The sequence below is a fragment of the Psychrobacter sp. CLB018 genome (genome assembly GCF_041222815.1).
Classification (GTDB): domain Bacteria; phylum Pseudomonadota; class Gammaproteobacteria; order Pseudomonadales; family Moraxellaceae; genus Psychrobacter; species Psychrobacter faecalis.
In genome coordinates this window covers 1,401,506-1,418,739 of sequence record NZ_CP166085.1, presented here as the reverse complement: position 1 = coordinate 1,418,739, position 17,234 = coordinate 1,401,506, and the positions used below count along the sequence as shown (strand labels likewise).

The window sequence follows — 17,234 nt, the reverse complement described above, 5'->3', positions numbered from 1 at the left end:
ACTTTTTATACGCACTATAAACAACCCGTAAAACGTAAGGACGTCATATGGCAGGCCATTCAAAATGGGCAAATATCAAACACCGTAAAGCCCGTCAGGATGCGGTAAAAGGTAAAATATTTACCAAGATTATTCGTGAAATTGTTTCTGCTGCCAAGCAAGGTGACCCCGACCCTGATAAAAACCCACGCTTGCGGGCGGTTATCGAAAAGGCTTTATCAGTCAATATGACTCGAGATACCATCAACCGCGCGGTTGCTCGTGGTACAGGCGGCGATGATAATGACAATATGGATGAAGTCAGCTACGAAGGCTATGGCGTCGGCGGCGTCGCGGTACTGGTAGAAACCATGACTGACAATCTGAACCGTACGGTCAGTGAAGTGCGCCATGCCTTTACCAAAAATGAAGGCAACCTTGGCACCTCAGGCTCGGTCGCTTATTTGTTTACCAAACGCGGTGAAATCGTTTTTAACGATGTCAGCTTAGAAGAAGAAGTCATGCTCGCGGCTTTGGACGCTGGCGCGCTGGACATCGAAAACGATGGTGAAAGCTTGCTGGTTATTACTGAATGGGAAAATTTCGGTCGAGTAAAAGATGCGCTCAATGCAGCAGGGCTTGTCTCTGATAATGCCGAAGTCACTATGGCACCTGCCACCAGCGCTGAGATTGATAATATCGACGACGCGCTAAAAGTGATGAAAATGATCGATATGCTAGAAGATATTGACGATGTGCAAGAAGTCTATAGTAATGTGAGCTTTACCGATGCAGTCATGGCGCAGCTTGAACAGTAGCCTAATGTGTCTGAGCTTAGTCTAAGATTTACTAGCAAAAAACCTTGGCAAATTTAACTAGCATACGTCAAAAACCATATTATCCGTAGCAAAAAATAAAAACCAGACAGTGTCATACTCTCTGGTTTTTTTTGTTATTTGCATCATCCTTTATAGGTATTGTATCGTCAATAAGTGAGGCATATAATTCGATTTTAACAGTAATAATTATCATTAACATATAAGAATGGATAAGGATTCTTTATGCGCACCTCCCTTCTGCCCTCTTATCCAGCCGCCACTGTCGTCAATATTCATACGCTTAACCCTAAAGCGACTCATCTGTGCTCGTTACTCGATTTGGCTAAGCATTAGCCTGCCATTATTAATGACATCGTCGCTAATGAGCACTTTGGTGATATCGGCGGCGTTATCAGTCAACGACTCAAAGATTTAGGCTTTCTGCCCAATACCACTATTTAAATCGTTGCCAAAGGTCTGTTTGGCAAGCCGCCTTATGCGGTGCAACTGAGTACCGGTGCGCAGTTTAGCTTACACGCCGATGAGCTCATTAAAATCAGCTGTATCGCTATAGATTCAAGGTAAGTGTTCAGTCTAATTTACTGACTTGCTCCTGACTTACTGTATTACGTCGTGGTGTTCGTACCACAAATCACCCTGCTATTTTTATTCTTATTAATACTAGAGGACTCAGGTTATTTACCGCGCGCCGCTTTTTTACTGGACAATTTATTGTCTAAAGTAGGCTTATCTGGACGCTCATTTATCCCTTTGTTGTCAGGTTTCGCTTGTACGGTGCCAGCGGTTATGTCGACCCGTACTATTCCCGATCATAAAGAACGTTTTGTGGCGATTGCGGTATTGCCCATGCTGACGTGTTCGGCGCGTTTGCCGATTTATGCGCTGATTATTGCAGCGGTGATTTCCAATCAAACCGTCCTAGGTGTTTTCAACTTACAAGGTATGACCTTATTTGTATTGTATATCGCCGGTATTTTTTCAGCGGCGTTTGTATCGTGGCTATTCAAACGCTTTCATAGCACGACGGCAAAAGCGGCAGCATTTCCCTTATTGATGGAGCTCCCTACTTATCGTCTGCCAAATATCAAACATATTGCCAGTGAGCTTTGGGACAAGGTAAGCGCTTTTTTAATGCGAGCCGGTACAGTCATTTTTGCGCTGACGGTAATATTGTGGGTATTGGTGACTTTTCCCGTAGCCCCGATTGGCGCGACAAACCCAGCGATTGATTATAGTTTTGCGGGCATGCTTGGGCATATGATTGAGCCAATTTTTGCGCCCATTGGTTTTACTTGGCAGATGTGTATTGCTTTAATCCCAGGGCTTGCCGCGCGCAAGGTCGTCATTGCCGCGCTTGGCACGGTATATGCGGTCGGTAGCATCGGCGATGAAGCGGTCAATCAGACGCTTATTCCTATTATTCATACGCAGTGGGGATTGGCTACTGCGTTTTCATTTTTGGCATTTTATGTTTACGCGCCGATGTGCTTGGCCACGCTAGCCGTTATTCGCCGCGAAACCAATTCTTTGAAACAAACCATCGCCATCGCCAGCTATTTATTCGTATTGGCTTGTTTAATGGCGTGGCTAACCTATCGGGTGACAGGACAAATTTTCGGATTTTAGAGAGGTAATGATGAGTACATGGGTCGAGTATTTATTGGTGTTTATGATGGTGGTTTTATCTATTTATTACGTATGGACCAAGGTGATATTTAAAAAGTCGAAGGATTGCAATGGCTGCGGCAAATGTTTTAAATAGCCAAAAAACTTATAGTCAGAATTTTTGGCTTAGTAAAGAAAAACCTTAGCGTTTAACCTCAGCCCCTTCGAGCGTCAGCAAGTATGTTTTTTTATCTAAGCCGCCGGTATAACCGCCCAATTTACCATCGCTCGCAATAACGCGGTGACAAGGAATGATGATGCTAAAGGGGTTTTTGCCATTGGCATTGGCGACGGCGCGAAAGCCTTTAGGATTACCGACTCGCTGCGCCAGTGTGGCATAACTAATCGTTTCACCATGCGGTATCTGTTGCAGCTGTTGCCAGACGCATTGCTGAAAATCAGTGCCTAAGCTTATGTCTAATGGCAAGTCGAATGCTTGACGCTTACCTTTAAAATACGCTGCTAATTGCTCAAGCGCTTCTAGAAGTAACGCCTCAGCAGGCTCGCTTTTGCTCAGGTTATTTTGAGCGATAAAGGTGAAATCCTCATCGACAAGCCCATAATGCTTTTTAAGCTTGGGAATAGATTTTGAGCTGTGCCAAGAATCACCCACCTGCAGCCAATTGACTTCGACCAGCTTAGGGCTGCTATGCTCATGAGTACTGGCAATCAACGCCAACTGGTGCGACTCAACCGCTGCGATGGTGACTATCATTATTCCTTCCTCTAAACACTCATAATTTTGACACTTACTTATTGTAAAAAACCTATAGAGCGCTACTCTTTATCGTCAGTCTCAAATAAAGCGGCGACAAACTGTTTTGGACTAAAGGCGCGCAAATCATCAATCGACTCACCGACCCCAATATAACGAATCGGCACATCCGTGGTTTCAGCGATATTGAACACCACACCACCTTTCGCCGTACCGTCTAGTTTGGTAATGGTAATACCGGTTAATGGCACGACTTCATTAAATAACTCGACCTGATTGATGGCGTTTTGACCCGTGCCAGCGTCGAGGACAATCATGCCTTCATGCGGCGCGCTTGGATCAGCTTTACGCATCACGCGCACGACTTTTTCAAGCTCGGCCATCAAGTGGGTTTTATTTTGCAAGCGCCCTGCCGTATCAGCGATTAACACGTCGATATTTTTTGCTTTGGCAGATTGCATCGCATCAAAGATAACAGAGGCGCTATCAGAACCATGACCTTGAGCAACGACAGGAATGTGATTGCGCTCACCCCAAATTTGTAGCTGTTCAGTCGCCGCGGCACGGAACGTATCACCAGCCGCTAACATGACGGATTTTCCTTCACCTTGCAGGCGCTTAGCAAGTTTACCAATAGTCGTCGTTTTACCAACACCATTGACGCCCACTACCAAGATAACAAAGGGCTTTTTACTGGTATCGATGACTAATGGCGCAACTTTTGGCGTTAAGATATCGACCAGCTCAGTTTGCAGTGCTTTATATAATGAATGGGCATAAATCAAATCGCCACGGGCGGTTTGTTCAGTCAGGCTCTTAATAATACGATTGGTTGCATTGACACCGATATCAGCCACCAACAGCTGGTCTTCCACTTCTTCTAAGAGCTCATCGTCAATCTCTTTACCACCGATAAGGATACTAACCATCCCTTCGGCAAGATTTTTACGTGACTTACTCAGCCCCGTCTTCATGCGATTAAACCAGCTGCCTTTTTTCTTATTTTCCTCAGTCTGTTCTGACTGTTGCGACTCTTCTGGCGCTGTTGTCGGCTGCTGTAACTCAGTTTTTGCTTTATCAATAGCGCTGCTATTATTATTTTTAGAGGTGACGCTCGCACTATCGCCCAGATGATCTTGCAAAGGCATCGTAGGAATTGAAGTTGTAGACTGCGACGCAGCAGTATTTGTAGCACTTTTTGCCGTTGTTTCTACAGTACCCTCTATAGTATTTGCAGCAGGGCTTTGTTTTTCTGTCTCAATAATCAGCGTCGCTAGTGGTAGGTCTGCCGCTGTATCGGTAAGTGAAGTATCTTCAGACTCCTCGATGATAGGCACCGATTGCGCTGGCAGACTGGGTAAGGTAATATCATCGTCATCCAAATCATCAAGACCGCCGTCGAGGTTGATGACCACACGATTGCTATTATTGGGATTATTCATAAGCTTGCCCTAAAAGTTATCATTATCAGTAGTTTTTAAAATGATGTGCCGCCCGCCTTTGGTGTTTAACGGACGATTATTTTTAGCCTAGTTTAGCATAATTCAAGCGGCGCTTAGCCTTTAGCATCGCAGAGCATGATTAAATTATAAAAACCCATAAATTTATAATAAAAGCGTTTAGTAATTAAGAATAATCTTCCTAAGGATAGGTTTATAAATCTTATAATTGTCTAAGCAAGTTTCGCTTAAGGTTTGGACACAAAAATCTGACCTTTAATAAGCCAAACTTCGCCTACCCTTAGCATGATTATGCCACCCTATTTTGTTTACTTTACTTGGCCACTTATATTGGAAATGACCTATGTTATCACTATCGAACGATTATAAAAAAATGACCCAAATGGGCGCCGCTTTGCTTGTTGCTACTATCGCGTTGTCTTCAACTGGCTGTAGCACTACACAAGAATTTAAACCGACTGCTAGCGTGATGGTTGGAGCACACAAGTCTTTATAATGGCGTTATGTTTATCATAAATAGGCATATTCATCTAAGCATAAATATACGCCATTCTCATTTTATCACTCAGTCACTTATCAGCTACCTTTTATATAAGTAGAACCTATCATGTCCTCATCTTTACCTACTATCTCTTTACGCTTTGCCTGCGCTTTAGCGATGGCGACTACCCTTGCGGCTTGCCAAACCAGCGCAGTTTCTTCGACAAATGAAGTTGCTACGACTAAAAATGCCGCAACAACACAGGTAGTGAATAAAAATCAAACGCTAGAAAATACCGAACAATCTTCAGCATTGACCATGGATATGTCTGGCCGCCACGAATACCAGCTCGAAAATGGTCTAAAGATAGTGGTCAAAGAAGACCACCGCGCGCCTGTGGTCATGACCCAAATTTGGTATCGCGTCGGCTCAGCAGATGAGCCTCTCGATAAAGGCGGCATCTCACATGTGCTTGAGCATATGATGTTCAAAGGCACCGCCGATGTATCAAGCGACGATTATGAGCGTTTGATTGCCAAATTTGGCGGCGTCAATAATGCCTTTACCAGTTACGATTTTACCGGTTATTACGAGCTATTCCCTGCCAATCGCTTGCCGTTAGCCTTAGAGCTAGAAGCAGATCGCATGACCAATTTGGTCTTTGATGACAAAGCGTTTGCCAAAGAGCATCAAGTGGTCATGGAAGAGCGTCGTCAGCGTACGGATGACAATCCGATTGCCAAAGCTTATGAGTCATTTCGCTTGCTGGCAATGCCAAACAGTCCAAAAGGCGAATCGGTCATTGGCCCTATGAATGAGCTAGCATCAATCACCCTTAGCGATTTAAAAGACTGGTACAAAACATGGTACGCACCTAATAATGCGACGTTGGTTATCGTCGGCGATGTCGAACCAACCGACGTATTAGAGCAGGTCAAACGCTATTTTGGGGAGCTAAAACCAAGCGCGTTACCTAAGCGTCCTATGGTCACGCAAAAGGGCTTTCGCGGTTATCAGCAAGTAGAATCCGAGCAAGCGGTACAAGTGCCAGTTTTATTAATGGGTTATAACGTACCCAGTCTGGTGAGCGCTGGTGCTAATAATGAAAAACAAGCCTATGCGCTATCACTTGCGCAAGATGTATTGGATGGTGGTCTATCAGCGCGGCTAGAGAACAGGCTGGTACGCGAGCAAGGACTGCTTACCACAGTTGGTACGTCTTACGATTTGCTCGATCGCGGCGATGGGCTGTTTTTGATACAAGCAACCCCGCGCGAAGGCATCAGCTTGGCGCAGGCACAACAAGCCATTATCAATGAGATTAATAAGCTATCAACCGACCCAATTGCTGCCGATGAAATCGAGCGCGCCAAAACCAATACTGTCACCGGCTTGATATACGCACAGGATAGCATGGAAGGTCAGGCGCGTATGATAGGCTCCCTGCAGTCTATCGGTCTTGATGACAGGTTACTGGCCAAATTGCCAACCAAGCTTGATAGCGTAACCATTGCAGATATCCAAGCGGCAAGTAAAAAGTATTTGGTCAAAGATAATTTAACGGTCATGCATATCATCCCACCTAAAGAGACTGCCAATAGAAATAAAGTTAGCCAAAATAAAATGAGCAAAGACACTGTTAATAAAAATGTTGCTACCGATAGCGCTACTAAAGAAGCGGCAAGCAAAGCTAAATAACATCAATGTGCGATGCAATTATCTTGGCAAAAACCCAATACTGATGACCTTATGAATAAGAAGAAAGACATGACGCAAATACATTTTCTCAAAAAAACCAAACTATCTTCTCACTTCAAGCAGCTGCCCTATTTGGGTGCTTGCGCCTTCTTTGGGATGATGAGCTTGACCACTGTAGCGCAGGCAGATATGGCAGGTAGCGAAGATGCTCGTACGCCAGCTGCTGCAGTCGATACCAGTGCGCCAATTGCCGCTCTGTCTAAGCTGAGTAGTCTTGAAAATGCCAAACCTTTAGAAGTCACGGTTCCAAAAATTCAGAGCTTTAAGACCAAAGCCGGTATTCCTGTGCTTTTCGTGCCGACCACTACCTTGCCCATTGTCGATATTGACTTGCGCTTTAACGCCGGTAGCGCACGTGACGGCAGTATCAGTAAATCAGGCTTTGGTATTGCCAATATGACCGCGACGATGCTTGAACAAGGCTCCAAACGCTTAGATGAAAACGCGTTCACGCGGGCGGTCGAAACCTTGGGTATCAGTTTAGGTAGTAGCGCCTATAAAGACATGTTTATTGTGTCGTTGCGTAGCTTATCTGATGATAAACATCTACTGCCTGCGGTTGACTTGATGACGCAAATGCTTACTGAACCGAGCTTTAATGAGCAAATCTTAGCCCGTAATAAAGCACGCTTATTGGTCGGTTTACAACAGCAAAAGCAAGACCCTGGCAGTCTTGCCAGTATCGCCTTTAGTAAGGCATTGTATGGCGACCACCCTTATGCGCATCCATCGGTTGGCACGCTTGAAAGCGTTCCTAATATTGATAGAAAACAGCTAATTGATTTTAAAAATCGCTATCTAGTCGCTGCCAATGCGTCGCTTGCCATGACGGGTAATTTGACTTTGGCACAAGCGAAAAATTTGGCGGAAGAAATTACGGCAGACTTGCCAGCGGGTCAAGCGGCGGCGGCCCTGCCCGAACCAAAGCCACTAAACCAGCCTCAACATATTCATATTCCGTTTCCTAGCACTCAAACTACGGTATTGATGGGACAACTGGGCGAAAAGCGTGCCACCGACCCGCAAGCGCAGCAAAAGCAAACCAACTTTGCCGTCGGTAATGAAGTGCTAGCAGGGGGCGATTTTAACGCGCGTCTGATGACCGAAGTCAGGCAAAACCTCGGCTATACTTATGGCATATCAGGTTCTATGAACCCGATGTTGGCGCGCGGTCCTTATCAAATTGGATTTTCAACCCGTAATGACAAAGCACGCGCAGCAATTGATGTCAGCCTAAATGTGATTAATGAGACATTAGATAAAGGTATTACCAGCGATGAGATGAAATTGACCACGGATAATTTAAAAAACAGCTTTCCGATGGGATTTGCCAGTAATGCTGGAATCAACAGCTTAATTGGTATGATGAATTTTTATCAGCTACCTAACAGCTACTTGACCAACTATGTCAATCGCATCGAACAGGTTAAACTCTCAGAAGTCAACCAAACCCTGCGCGACACTCTAAAGCCTGATAACTTTTTGATCGTGACTGTTGGTGAGGTCAATCCATGGGATGAGAAGAAACCTAAGAAAAAGTCGTAGAGCCAATATTATTTTTACAGACGCTTAAAAAATAGCTCAATAAAAAAGCTCAATCAGTAATCACTGGCTGAGCTTTTTAAATTGAAGAGTCTGCTTTTAATAGCGGCAAGCGGAGCTGCTACTGGCATGATTAAAGCCCCATTTGCGATAACCATCGGTATCAAGATGAATAGCACCGGTAGAATACAGTCCTAAACCAAAGTTATGCGACTGCCCTTGATATTGCCAAAACTCGCAGAGACTATCTTGCATGCGACTTAGCTGCCATAAATTGCCTTCATATTCAGGCACCCAGATATCCATCGCGCCTGCGGTCATGTGCTTACTCGCACTCGCCCCGCCCGCGCAATTATTTAACCCCGGACTGCGATATACTGAACGTATCTCGGTACTGGCAGGTAAAATACCTTGGCGTTTTAGCTGACTATAAAGCTGCAAGGTCGGTACAATATTTGCCCATAACTCCTGCGGTGGTAGCTGATAAGGCTCATAACCACATTTATCCCAACTACGAGCGGTCGTCAACAGCTGAGATAAGGGCGGTACATTTCTTGCGCCGACGCGTGAGCTTAAATATTGTTGATAATTGGCCACTTGGCTTGCGCGGTAACTATTACTATTTAACCATACATTAAAATCCATACTGGTAAAATCGTTATAATTACTATTTCCAAAGTTATTATTACCGCTGCTATAACGTGGCGTCCCTCTATTGGTAATGACGCGTTTGTTTTCTTCTATCGATACTGCGCTATCGAAGTTAAACTCGCGCTGTTTTTGTTGAATCAGCCCTTGCATACTGTCGCCGCTAATACCATTTGACCGACGAGCGCCTTCACTCAAGATGGTTGCGCCGCCGCTATAGCTATTGCTTTGACTGCCATAACTGCTAGCGGGTGTGATATAAGCATTGCCACTATTATTGGTCGTACCACTGCCATGACGGATTTGGATGCGGCGCTCACTATTATCACTTATAATAGCGGCGTGCACGGAAATACTGCTGGCACAAATACCTAGGACGATAATAGGCTTATAAATGTGCCCATAAATAAATTTTTTTGTCTTTATCATTACCAGAAACTACCGCTAAAAACGTTTTATCGATACTATCAAATTTTAAGCAAGCAAGCTAAACTATCGCAGCGAATTGATGGTCACTGATTCGTTATTAACACTTATCCTTATAATGTTTATATTGTCGTTACTTTATTACGGGTAAATTATGCGTTTTGCTACCAAATTCTTAATTAAGCTGCCCGATAAACATTTTGCCCTCGCTGATTGCTTACTTATCGTTTGTCAAAGCAGACTTTTCTTTCACGCCAATTATCAGTCACATATCACCTATGCCTTCTAACCTCCAGTACCGTTTTTCTCGTCAAAGCCATCACTTTGGTCGAGGTCGTGCGCCGACGCTTTGGCAACGTATCCATATTGATCCGTGGCTGACCTTATTGCTATTGACCGTTTGTTGCATTGGCTTGACGATTTTATATAGCGCAGCAAGCCAAGACACTGATATGGTCATCCGCCAAGTCATTAGTTATGGCGTGGCATTTACGGTGATGTTTACTATGGCGCAGATACCGCCTAGCCTTTATCGTACCTTTACGCCCATATTTTATGTATTGGGGCTGATATTGTTGGTGTTGGTCGATATCATTGGCGAGGTGCGTATGGGTGCGCAGCGCTGGATTAACTTACCTGGTTTTGGTAGCGTTCAACCTTCAGAGTTTATGAAGCTTGGTATGCCAATGATGTGTGCGTGGTTTTTATCCAAACGTGACTTACCGCCTTCATTATCAAGTATTGCCATCACCTTAGCGTTAATTGTCGTGCCGGTATTATTAATCGCCAAAGAGCCTGACCTTGGTACTTCCTTGCTGGTCGCAGCCAGTGGCATTTTTGTATTGTTTTTAGCGGGTCTATCATGGCGCTTGATTGCTAGTGCAGCAGCATTAGCCGTGCCATTGGTGGCATTTGCTTGGAACTTTTTATTACACGACTACCAACGTACGCGCGTTTTAACGCTATTCAATCCTGAAGCTGACGTCCAAGGTGCCGGGTGGAATATTATTCAGTCCAAAACCGCCATTGGCGCGGGCGGTCTGACCGGTAAAGGATATTTAGAAGGCACACAGTCGCATCTACATTTTTTACCAGAAGGTCACACCGACTTTATTATTGCCGCTTTTTCTGAAGAGTTTGGTCTGCTTGGCGTGATATTGTTGATGTTTATTTATGCTTGCGTGCTTATGCGTGCTTTATATATCGCATTTTCGCACCCTGATGTTTATAGTCGACTGCTGGCAGGTGCAATTGCGATGTCTTTTTTCGTGTATGTTTTTGTCAATGTCGGCATGGTCGGCGGCATCTTACCCGTCGTTGGGGTGCCTTTACCTTTTATCAGTTATGGCGGTACTGCTATTGTGACATTAATGGCAGGTTTTGGCTTACTGATGTCAATTCATACCCACAAATCTGGCTAAGTCATGGTTTTATTTTTTACAACCTATTCACCTGTAAAGTTCATTTTTAATAGCCAATATTACATTCGTTAATCACTATAAACTTGGGTTGAAACGTCTATATAACTCCCCTATATAGACAGGGTTAAAATGATACGTTAACAAATTAGCCTAGAAACTGAAGCAAAATGTGCTTGGCTAAGTAATCGAATGTAACAACGAAATTGCTAAAATTAAATGAATATCTACTTTTTTAAGCCTTTCTTATTTGTCATTAATTCTACATAAATTACTATTGAAACCTTAACTTTCTTGCTTCAAAAATAACCATAAGTTGTTGTTATCTATAGCCATTACCCTATTAATTTTTTGTTAAAACACTGGTAAAGCTCTATTAGTGACCGATTAGTACTGTTAGGTTTTATCCCTTGTTTTTTACAAATAATTGCGTTACCCTCGTTTTATTGTAGTTTGATACACAACGCGTACATAGCTACTAAGAAAGATATCATTTAATTATATTGCAGTTGTAGCTCGTCCGTATAGTTAGCAAATTGTAGATTTTGGGCTTGCAAAGTCACTACTTAATTAACGGTTTAATAACAAAGTAATACGCAACATACTTTAAACCCTTTATTAACTTAGCAATGCAAAAAAGTCCTTTATCGATTGGTGCAATCTTACTTTAGTTGTTTGATTACTATTGTTAACTATCATTTGAGCGTGTCATAAGTGGGTTTTGCGAGTCGTATATAACGATAATTCCCGAGCCACTTATGATGATATAAATGAAAATTACCATATGTTAGAGCTTATAAAAGCCCATATTTACTATCATCGTGATAAAACAGATAGATGATAGAGCGGCTTTTGAGTTTGCGGCACTGTTAGAGTGGTCTAATATTGTCTCGCTCCCTCTAAGAAGTTTTAGAGTTAGGTTCTAGTGTATACGCTATAGAGGTATTTATGAATAAGCGTTTATCTGGTTTACTTACAATGTCAGCCGTTTTATTTGCTGGCTCTGCAATCGCTACTAATGCAAATGCTGTAGAATCAAAAACCTCCCTTGCAACGATTTCGCAAGATAACGCCTCCCGTATTGACCGTGTACTCGGTGAACTTAGTCGTCAACATGACGGCGCATCAAGCTTAGTTAAGTCTGCTCGTCAGCCTACTTCATTAGCCCTTAGCAGCTCATTGCTCGCCAGCGACACTGCCCAAGTATCTAATGATGAAGATGTTTTAGAGCGCTTAACGGCAGTCGCTTCTAATTCTGTAAGCAAATTTAAACAAACTGGTTTGGCTTCTTGGTATGGTCGTCAATTTCATGGCCGTAAAACTGCCAGTGGCGAAACCTTTGATATGAATGGCTTAACCGCTGCTCACCGCTCGTTACCCTTAAACTGCTACGTTAAAGTTACCAATAAAACCAATGGCAAAAGCGTCGTCGTTAAAGTAAACGATCGTGGTCCATTCCATGGTAACCGTGTGATGGATTTATCTTACGGTGCTGCCAAGCAACTTGGTATTACCAATAAAGGTGTGGGTAACGTCTCTATTGAGCGTGTTTCAGGCCCCTCTTCTTAAACCATTAACGTTTTAGACCATTCGCGGTTTAAACCTTTAACGGTTTTTTATCGAAAAGACTGCTTAACGTTAGTTTTAAAAAAAGCGCCTAACTCATTTAAAGTTAGGCGCTTTTTCGTTTTTAACGTTTAACGCTAAATAGTTAACATAGGATAGCTTTTAAAAACTATAACTCAAATGCGCTTTCAATCGCATCATCGAGACGCTCGACCGCGATGACATTGATACCCTTAAACTGCGGCGCATCTTTGGCAGGCGCATTGGCTTTAGGGATAATCGCGTGTTTAAAGCCGTGTTTCATCGCCTCCTTTAGGCGCTCTTGTCCGTTAGGAACCGGTCGAATCTCCCCTGATAAGCCGACTTCACCAAAAACGGCAAGTGATGAGGGTAAAGGCTTTTCTTTGATACTAGAAGCACAAGCCAGTAGCACTGCCAAATCAGACCCGGTTTCAATCACCTTAACGCCACCAACGACGTTTACATACACATCTTGTCCGCTGGTATGAATACCGCCGTGACGATGCATGACCGCAAGCAGCATTGATAGGCGCTGAAAGTCGAGCCCTAAAGCCATACGCCTTGGTGAGCCTTGTGAGTCATCGACCAAGGCTTGCACTTCGACCAGCAGGGGTCTGGTGCCTTCACGGCTTACCATCACCACAGAACCCGCTACGGGCTTATCATAACGACTTAAGAATATCGCTGAGGGGTTGGCGACTTCTTTAAGCCCCATATCGGTCATGCCAAAAATACCCAGCTCATTAACCGCACCAAAACGGTTTTTTACCGCGCGAATCATACGAAAGCGTGAATCGGACTGGCCTTCAAAATATAAAACCGTATCAACCATGTGTTCGAGCACACGTGGCCCTGCCAGCGTGCCTTCTTTGGTCACATGCCCGACTAAAAATAGTGCCGTGCCAGTTTGCTTCGCATAACGGGTCAAAATAGCTGCCGACTCACGAATTTGACTAACGCCGCCTGGGGCAGAATTAATGGCATCGGTATAAATAGTCTGAATCGAGTCAATAATAGCAATCGCCGGCTGCTCTTGGGTTAAAGCCGCACAAATGGTTTCAACATTGGTCTCCGCGAGCACACGTAATCTATCCGCTGGCAAATCTAAACGCTTGGCGCGCATCGCTACTTGGGCGAGCGACTCTTCACCTGTCACATACAGCGCGCTACCTGCCAATGAATCAGCCTTTGCCATATTGGTCGCAGTTTGCAGCAAAATCGTCGATTTACCGATTCCTGGGTCACCACCGATCAAAACGACCGAACCGGCCACCAGTCCGCCGCCCAACACTCGGTCAAACTCACTAATGCCAGTGGGCAGGCGTGTATCTAGCGTCACGCTTACCGCATTGAGTGGCATGACCGCACTGTGCGTACCCGAATAATTGCCAGCAGGTGCACCCGCACTACGAGAAACCGCTCGGCTAGCATTCGCTTTTGAAGTATTCTTATTGTGGTGTGGCATACTGACATTTGGCGCTTCGACCAAACTGTTCCATTCACCGCAGTCTGTACACTGCCCCGCCCATTTGCCAAAATGCGCCCCGCACTGCTGACAGACATAACTGCTTTTATTTTTTGCCATAACGTATGAACCTTATTGAACTGGTCAATCGAAAGTAATAAATTGCGAATAATAAGTAGAATTTTAGAATGCTCTATATGAGCTTAAGTGAAAAAATGCAAGAAAGGATGTATAGTGAGTGAAAAGTAATATAGAGACATCACGCACTGCTGATATCAATTTTTCTTGCTTGCTGTGCCTGCGCAGACAGAGGCTACAAAAAATTGATATCAGCAATACCGTCGCGTTTTTAGGATATTTTGACTATACATGCCTTTTTTTATAAACAGACAAGAGATGTTGAAAGGCAGACAGTAACTTATAATATGTTATAGATGTTAAGACTAAATAACCAAATATCCGTTGCATCATGCAGTAATTAGATATTTGGCTAAAGTTTCAGATAAAGGTTTATAGAGAACAATATCTAAGACCCAGGGAAGTTTTTTATACTCGAAAGTCTTTACCAAGATAGACAGATTTTACCAAATCATTTTCCAACACTTCAGACGATGTCCCTTCCGCAATGATAGCGCCTTCTGAAACGATATAGGCTTTTTCGCAAATGGCGAGGGTATCGCGCACGTTATGGTCGGTGATGAGTACACCAATACCGCGATTTTTTAGGGTTAAAATAACGTCTTTAATATCACCAACAGAAATAGGGTCAACACCGGCAAAAGGCTCATCTAATAGGATAAATTTTGGATTGGCCGCCAACGCGCGCGCAATCTCACAGCGGCGGCGCTCACCGCCTGAGACACTCATACCCAATGATTTGCGTACATGCTCTAAATGGAACTCGCCGATCAATTTTTCAAGCTCTTGACGCTGCTCAGCGGTACTTAATTCTTTACGGGTTTGCAGAATGGCTAAGATATTATCTTCAATGGATAATTTACGAAAAATAGAAGCTTCTTGCGGCAAATAGCCAATACCAGCACGCGCGCGCTCATGCATGGCATATTTTGATAAATCCATTTTTCCTAGAGTGACACGGCCTTTATCCATATTGACCAGTCCGACCACCATATAAAAGCTAGTAGTTTTGCCCGCGCCATTTGGTCCTAATAATCCAACAACTTGCCCTTGCTCAACAGAAAATGATACATCTTTTACCACCCAGCGTTTGCCGTAGCGTTTGCCTAAATTTTGCATCGTTAAACGGGCGACAGGCTCGGAGCTATTGGTTGCTGCTACAGAACCATTATTAAGCTCGTTGCTATGAATTTCGTTGCTGTGGATTTCATTGGTCTTAACAACGTTGTTTTTAATATCGCTCATCACTTACCTGTCAATTACTGTTAAAGTTGCAAAATTTTTAGTATTACTATCGCTTACTTTTATATTGAAAATACTGTGCTTAGCGTATGCTGCTTCGGTTGCTGCCGCTATTGGGCGGGAAGACCAATTCTACGCGCTGACTGCCACCAGCAGTTGCTTCTACATCGCCCGCTTTTAAGCTATAGCGAATGACATTACCGGCAAAACTGGCGCCATTTTGTACCAATTTTGCATTACCTGTGAGCGTCACGATACCCGTGACCGCATTATAATCAATCTTATTGGCTTGCCCTTTTGCCAAGCCCTTTTCTTGCGTCACTACCTGCTGCATAGTCGCTGGACGGCCGGTGGCGACTGCCGAGTTGATACTACGGCCTTGCGAGAGGTTGACCGTAATATCATCGGCGGTCATTTTGAACGTACCCTGCGTAATTACAACGGTGCCTGAATAGCTGGTGATACCTGTACGTTCACTATAAGTCGCCTTATCTGCTAGCAGCTTAATCGGCTGATTGGCATCTGATGGCAAGGCATGGCTGTATAACGGCAATGCTAACAACATTAGCATCGGTAGCGTTCGCAAACCGTGTGTTACTTGGATAGAGCGTGTCGATAGCAAGCGTAAAGTAGGCAAAAAAGTAGATTTCATAAAAGTTACTCGTATCATTATGGGTAGTGGCGTTTGCAAACTTCCTGCTAGGTGCTGCTGTTAAAATAAAGCTTTATCTTGGCGTTTCGCGGGCGTAAATGCAACCGCGACTTGACCAAATTCATAGTCCCCAGTTTCAAGGTTGGCTTTCATGCTTGACGCCTCGAAGCGGTTCATCCCTTGTTCAACTTTTACTGGCTCATCACTATAGACTTGACCTGTTTTGGTATTGCCTTTTAAGGTAGTGCCCATGACTTTAATCGGCTCAATATCAGACTCGCCCGCTTTGCCTTCGCTAACTAAAGTAAAACCACCTGATAAGCCCATCTCACCTGTCTGTTGACTGATGGCGGCGCTGCCCGCTTCAACACGGTAACGCTGCTCGTCTGATGGCTCCCAATTCATGGTGATGCCTTTCATCTCATCTTTATTGGTCACAGGATTATGGGTCAAGGATTCTGCACTCAGCTCGTACTCAGTCTCACCTTTTTCATTAGTTTGCACCGCTTTAATGTCGGTGGCTTCATAATCCACATCCCTCGGTTCCATACTAACGGGCGGCGTAATCTCCCCTTGCTGTTTGAAGAACCAGCCAGCAATTACAGCAATAATCAACGCCAGAACGATTAAAACACGAGTATTCACGATAAGTTATCCTCAGGTTTTGTTGCATCAAGCGTATAGTGCGCGATAAAATCTTGATAGTGACCATGACCTTTTAAAATAAGATCACATATTTCCCGTACTGCGCCGGTGCCACCTGTGCGGGTAGTCACCATATCACTGCGCTTTATCACCTCTTGATGGGCATTTGGGACAGTAGCCGCAAAGCCTACCGTTTGCATCGCTTTAATATCTGGTAAATCATCGCCCATATAAGCACATTCAGCAGCGGTAATATTAAGCTCAGCATCAAGCGTCGCTAATAGCTCATTCAATGCAATCAGCTTATCATCACGACCTTGGACGATATAATTGACACCCATTTCAGCAGCACGCTTGTCTACCATAGGACTGCTACGACCAGTAATAATAGCGGTCAAAATACCATAGCGCGCCAACGATTTGACGCCGACACCGTCCTGTACCGAAAAGGCTTTGGTTTCAGTACCGTTGGCATCATAAATAATTTGACCGTTTGACAAGATACCATCAACATCCATGACCAATAACTTTACTTGTCCGGCCTTTTTTATTAAGTCTTGCATCAGTTTTCTCT

General features: G+C 44.1%; 14 protein-coding genes and 1 pseudogene. 7 read left to right on the top strand and 8 right to left on the bottom strand.

Translation table 11 applies throughout. The features are described from left to right. The first annotated feature begins 47 nt into the window (after positions 1-47). Positions 48-797: a YebC/PmpR family DNA-binding transcriptional regulator gene (locus AB8P72_RS06045; RefSeq protein ID WP_102077564.1), complete on the top strand. Its 750-nt coding sequence runs from the start codon at positions 48-50 to the stop codon at positions 795-797. Positions 798-1,433: 636 nt separating this feature from the next. Continuing rightward, complete coding sequence (locus AB8P72_RS06040) at positions 1,434-2,444, top strand: ferrous iron transporter B (protein WP_264753695.1); 1,011 nt, start codon at positions 1,434-1,436, stop codon at positions 2,442-2,444. Positions 2,445-2,625: 181 nt separating this feature from the next. Here the strand turns inward: AB8P72_RS06040 and AB8P72_RS06035 are convergent, their stop codons facing one another. Both AB8P72_RS06035 and ftsY read right to left on the bottom strand, forming a co-directional pair. After that, positions 2,626-3,198 (bottom strand): methylated-DNA--[protein]-cysteine S-methyltransferase, encoded by a 573-nt coding sequence (locus AB8P72_RS06035; RefSeq protein WP_068405174.1) that lies wholly within the window; start codon positions 3,196-3,198, stop codon positions 2,626-2,628. Between the two features lie 62 nt (positions 3,199-3,260). Further along, positions 3,261-4,193: pseudogene (gene ftsY / locus AB8P72_RS06030) on the bottom strand (signal recognition particle-docking protein FtsY); the annotation flags it as partial. 808 nt (positions 4,194-5,001) lie between these two features. Between ftsY and AB8P72_RS06025 the strand changes: the two are divergent. The 3 genes from AB8P72_RS06025 (at position 5,002) to AB8P72_RS06015 (ending at position 8,442) form a co-directional block, all read left to right on the top strand. After that, complete coding sequence (locus AB8P72_RS06025) at positions 5,002-5,154, top strand: hypothetical protein (protein ID WP_156508480.1); 153 nt, start codon at positions 5,002-5,004, stop codon at positions 5,152-5,154. A gap of 111 nt (positions 5,155-5,265) precedes the next feature. After that, positions 5,266-6,837, top strand: coding sequence for a pitrilysin family protein (locus AB8P72_RS06020; protein WP_068404228.1), 1,572 nt, complete (start codon positions 5,266-5,268; stop codon positions 6,835-6,837). Between the two features lie 69 nt (positions 6,838-6,906). Next, complete coding sequence (locus AB8P72_RS06015; RefSeq protein ID WP_369958222.1) at positions 6,907-8,442, top strand: M16 family metallopeptidase; 1,536 nt, start codon at positions 6,907-6,909, stop codon at positions 8,440-8,442. Positions 8,443-8,538: 96 nt separating this feature from the next. On the opposite strand, the gene AB8P72_RS06010 is transcribed toward AB8P72_RS06015, so the two are convergent. Next, a complete protein-coding gene (locus AB8P72_RS06010; protein WP_068404226.1) occupies positions 8,539-9,516 on the bottom strand; it encodes a D-Ala-D-Ala carboxypeptidase family metallohydrolase in 978 nt (325 codons plus the stop codon). A gap of 275 nt (positions 9,517-9,791) precedes the next feature. On the opposite strand from AB8P72_RS06010, the gene rodA reads away from it, so the two are divergent. Together rodA and AB8P72_RS06000 are read left to right on the top strand one after the other, a co-directional pair. Beyond that, positions 9,792-10,934: a rod shape-determining protein RodA gene (rodA, locus tag AB8P72_RS06005; RefSeq protein WP_369958221.1), complete on the top strand. Its 1,143-nt coding sequence runs from the start codon at positions 9,792-9,794 to the stop codon at positions 10,932-10,934. Between the two features lie 945 nt (positions 10,935-11,879). Beyond that, entirely contained in the window at positions 11,880-12,500 is a 621-nt protein-coding gene (locus tag AB8P72_RS06000) for a septal ring lytic transglycosylase RlpA family protein (RefSeq protein ID WP_102077360.1), read from the top strand. 166 nt (positions 12,501-12,666) lie between these two features. On the opposite strand, the gene radA is transcribed toward AB8P72_RS06000, so the two are convergent. The 5 genes from radA to AB8P72_RS05975 form a co-directional block, all read right to left on the bottom strand. Beyond that, positions 12,667-14,103 (bottom strand): DNA repair protein RadA, encoded by a 1,437-nt coding sequence (gene radA / locus AB8P72_RS05995; protein ID WP_313205724.1) that lies wholly within the window; start codon positions 14,101-14,103, stop codon positions 12,667-12,669. Between the two features lie 426 nt (positions 14,104-14,529). Next, positions 14,530-15,240 carry an LPS export ABC transporter ATP-binding protein gene (lptB, locus tag AB8P72_RS05990; RefSeq protein WP_197488858.1) on the bottom strand — a complete coding sequence of 237 codons (711 nt, stop codon included), beginning with the start codon at positions 15,238-15,240 and terminating at the stop codon, positions 14,530-14,532. Positions 15,241-15,445: 205 nt separating this feature from the next. Then, on the bottom strand, positions 15,446-15,934 hold the full coding sequence (lptA, locus tag AB8P72_RS05985) for a lipopolysaccharide transport periplasmic protein LptA (protein WP_180952567.1): 489 nt from the start codon (positions 15,932-15,934) through the stop codon (positions 15,446-15,448). A 141-nt stretch (positions 15,935-16,075) separates the two neighbouring features. Further along, positions 16,076-16,660 carry an LPS export ABC transporter periplasmic protein LptC gene (gene lptC, locus AB8P72_RS05980; protein WP_313205723.1) on the bottom strand — a complete coding sequence of 195 codons (585 nt, stop codon included), beginning with the start codon at positions 16,658-16,660 and terminating at the stop codon, positions 16,076-16,078. Then, the gene (locus AB8P72_RS05975; RefSeq protein WP_313205722.1) at positions 16,657-17,223 is read right to left on the bottom strand and encodes an HAD hydrolase family protein; all 567 of its coding nucleotides are present in this window, start codon (positions 17,221-17,223) and stop codon (positions 16,657-16,659) included. The genes lptC and AB8P72_RS05975 overlap by 4 nt, the downstream gene beginning before the upstream one ends. Between the last annotated feature and the right edge of the window lie 11 nt (positions 17,224-17,234).

What these genes read in the sequence shown, in the direction of transcription:
- rodA (WP_369958221.1), top strand. Translation starts at nt 9,792, where the DNA reads ATGCCTTCTAACCTCCAGTACCGTTTTTCTCGTCAAAGCCATCACTTT.
- lptA (WP_180952567.1), bottom strand. Translation starts at nt 15,934, where the DNA reads ATGCTAATGTTGTTAGCATTGCCGTTATACAGCCATGCCTTGCCATCA.
- AB8P72_RS06045 (WP_102077564.1), top strand. Translation starts at nt 48, where the DNA reads ATGGCAGGCCATTCAAAATGGGCAAATATCAAACACCGTAAAGCCCGT.
- AB8P72_RS06020 (WP_068404228.1), top strand. Translation starts at nt 5,266, where the DNA reads ATGTCCTCATCTTTACCTACTATCTCTTTACGCTTTGCCTGCGCTTTA.
- AB8P72_RS06000 (WP_102077360.1), top strand. Translation starts at nt 11,880, where the DNA reads ATGAATAAGCGTTTATCTGGTTTACTTACAATGTCAGCCGTTTTATTT.
- lptB (WP_197488858.1), bottom strand. Translation starts at nt 15,240, where the DNA reads ATGCAAAATTTAGGCAAACGCTACGGCAAACGCTGGGTGGTAAAAGAT.
- AB8P72_RS06025 (WP_156508480.1), top strand. Translation starts at nt 5,002, where the DNA reads ATGTTATCACTATCGAACGATTATAAAAAAATGACCCAAATGGGCGCC.
- radA (WP_313205724.1), bottom strand. Translation starts at nt 14,103, where the DNA reads ATGGCAAAAAATAAAAGCAGTTATGTCTGTCAGCAGTGCGGGGCGCAT.
- AB8P72_RS06015 (WP_369958222.1), top strand. Translation starts at nt 6,907, where the DNA reads ATGACGCAAATACATTTTCTCAAAAAAACCAAACTATCTTCTCACTTC.
- AB8P72_RS06010 (WP_068404226.1), bottom strand. Translation starts at nt 9,516, where the DNA reads ATGATAAAGACAAAAAAATTTATTTATGGGCACATTTATAAGCCTATT.
- AB8P72_RS05975 (WP_313205722.1), bottom strand. Translation starts at nt 17,223, where the DNA reads ATGCAAGACTTAATAAAAAAGGCCGGACAAGTAAAGTTATTGGTCATG.
- AB8P72_RS06035 (WP_068405174.1), bottom strand. Translation starts at nt 3,198, where the DNA reads ATGATAGTCACCATCGCAGCGGTTGAGTCGCACCAGTTGGCGTTGATT.